The sequence below is a fragment of the Streptomyces sp. UH6 genome, from assembly GCF_013421635.1.
GTDB lineage: Bacteria > Actinomycetota > Actinomycetes > Streptomycetales > Streptomycetaceae > Streptomyces > Streptomyces abyssomicinicus.
The window spans coordinates 1-2,523 of record NZ_JACADT010000838.1; the positions used below are offsets into that span (position 1 = coordinate 1).

Annotated in this window: 2 protein-coding genes; both read right to left on the bottom strand. The window is 71.4% G+C overall.

Annotation, left to right across the window (positions count from 1 at the left end; genetic code table 11):
- Positions 1-329: 329 nt before the first annotated feature.
- Positions 330-1,355, bottom strand: coding sequence for an NlpC/P60 family protein (locus HW445_RS26500; protein WP_180223408.1), 1,026 nt, complete (start codon positions 1,353-1,355; stop codon positions 330-332).
- Positions 1,356-1,644: 289 nt separating this feature from the next.
- The coding region (locus tag HW445_RS26505) for an NYN domain-containing protein (protein ID WP_180223409.1) at positions 1,645-2,523 on the bottom strand (879 nt) is incomplete at its 5' end.

Sequence of the window (2,523 nt, forward strand, 5' to 3'; positions counted from 1 at the left end):
GCGCGAGGCGGCGAGGTGCGAGGCGGCGATGACAACCCACGGGAAACCGCACTCCCTTCGAGGCTGACGAACCTGACGGACCTGCGGGACCGTCACGCACGGCGACGGAACCGCTCCCCACGGTGGCGGGGGAAACGCGCCAGACAGTAGCCCCGTCCCGGGGCCTCCTCCAAAGACCGCCGGGTCCGAACATGCCCGCGCCCCGCCTCTGACGCAGGTCATCGGCGGGGCGCGCGGTCAGTACGGGTCGCCCGGTTTCATCCGACCGGGTGAAGGCCGCCGGGTTTCGGCGGCGGGTCCGGACCGGCGGGGACCGTTCGGCGGGAGGGTCAGACCCGGACGCCGAACTGGAACGGCATGTTGTTGATCGACTCGTAGCGCACGAAGGTGCCGGTGCGCGGGGCGTGCAGCACCTGGCCGTTGCCGGCGTAGAGGCCGACGTGGTGCAGGTCGCTGTAGAAGATGACCAGGTCGCCGACCTTGAGCTCGCTCATCCCGATGCGCGTGCCGTAGTTGGCCTGCTGCTGGGAGGTGCGCGGCAGGCCGACGCCCGCCTGGCCGTAGGCCCAGGAGGTGAGGCCGGAGCAGTCGAAGGAGCCGGGGCCGGTGGCGCCGTACGAGTACGGCGTGCCGATCTTGCTCTGGGCGGCGGCGAAGGCGTCCGCGGCGCGGCCGGAGGCGGCGGCGCCGCCCCCGCCGGCGAGGGAGGCCGACTGCAGGGCCGACTTGGCTTCGTCCTGGGCCATCTCGGCCCGCTCGGCGGCGGTGAGGGAGTTGAGCAGCTTCTGGGCCTCGGCCAGCTTGCCCTTGACCTCCTGCTGCCGCTTGCCCAGCTCCTCGGTGGTGTCGGAGAGGTCCTCCATCTTGGTGGTGGCCTCTTGGCGCTGCTGGGCGAGCTCGCGCTGCTTGTCCTGGATCTCGGCCAGGGCCTCGACCTGCTGGTTGCTCAACTGGTCGAGGGTGGACGCCTTGTCGAGGTAGTCGTCCGGGTCGGCGGAGAGGAAGAGCTGCATCGAGGAGTCGATGGTGCCGCTGCGGTACTGGGCGGCGGCCGCCATGCCGATCGCGTCACGGAGCTCGTTGAGATCCTCCTGCCCCCGGGCCACGTTGTCCTGGAGGGCGTCGATCTCCTTCTCGAGCTTCTTCTGCTTCTCCTTGGCACCGTTGTACTTCTCGGTGGCCTGCTCCGCCTCTTCGTGGAGCTTGTCGACCTTCTCCTTGACCTCGCCCTTGCTGGGCTTGGCGGGCGCGGCCTGGGCGGAGTTGCCGCCGAGGACGACGGCGGCGGCCGCGGCGGTGGTCAGCACGGTGACGCGTGCGCGGCTCGGCTGCTTGGGTCGACGGTGGGACGCCACGTGGGCGGTCTCCTTCTTCCTTCAGCCGCCTGCCGGAGAGCACACCTGGCGGGCGGTGAGCCTTCGCCGTCACTCCCTCTGAGCGAACACCCGAGCGAAGGTTCGAGGGCTCTGACCCTAGTGACCCTCCTGTGATCAGTTCAAATCCTCAGGTGAAAAATCTCGCCCTCGCCTGCAAACTTTGCACGCAACTCACCTGTGGTGACGTCCGGATGACTTTGCGTCGCGACCGGAAACGGTCAACTCGCCCATAGGTGCGGTGATGTGGCAGAAGGGGCGCCGGTGGTGCTCAGCCGCGGCTGAAGCGCTTCAGGAGCACCGCGGAGGCGACCGGACGGGCGCCCGCGCGGGCCACGCCGTCGGCGACCTCGCGGTCGGTGGAGGCCACCACGACCGGCCGGCCGGAGGGTTCGGCGCGCACGAGCTGGCGGATCAGCTCGTCGGCGGTGATCCCCGGCTTGGAGAAGAGCACCCGTACCCCGCGCGGCGGCGCCAGCAGCACCGGTGCGGCCAGCTCCGCGCCGTCGAAGACGCAGGTGACCTCGCAGCCGGTCTGCGCGGCCAGCGCGGAGAGCTGGCCCAGGAGTCTCAGCCGCTGCTGCTCCAGCGGCATCTGCGGGTAACCGGTCTTGGTCACGTTGTAGCCGTCGACCACCAGATGGGCCTGGGGCAGCGCGAGCAGCTGGTCGAGGATGGCCGGGTCGTCCTCGGAGAGCGCCCGGGCGGCGATGTCCTTGGGCGTCATCCGGCCCGGCTCCACCGCGTCAACGGTCTCGGCGGGCCACACCGACACCGGGGGCAGGGCGAGTTCGCGGCGCAGCCCCTGGGCGGCCTCCAGCACGGTGTCCAGCAGCAGCCGGGCGCGCATGTCCTCGATGCTGCGGCCCTCCCGGACCGCCTTGCGGCTGGCCTCCAGGGCCGCCTCGGTCTCGGACAGCCGGGCCTTGAGGCGCCGGCCCTCGCTCTCCGCCGCGGACACCTGGGCCTGGGCGTGCGCCTTGACCTCGTCGAGCTCGCCGCGGAGTTTGCGCTGCGCGGCCTCGCCCCGCTTGACGTCGCTGAGCGCCGAACGCAGCTTGCGGTGCAGCGACTCGGCCTCCTTGCGGGCGGCCTCGAGTTCGGCGCGCAGCCGTTCGGTCTCGGTGCGGACGTGGTCACGGGCGGCCGC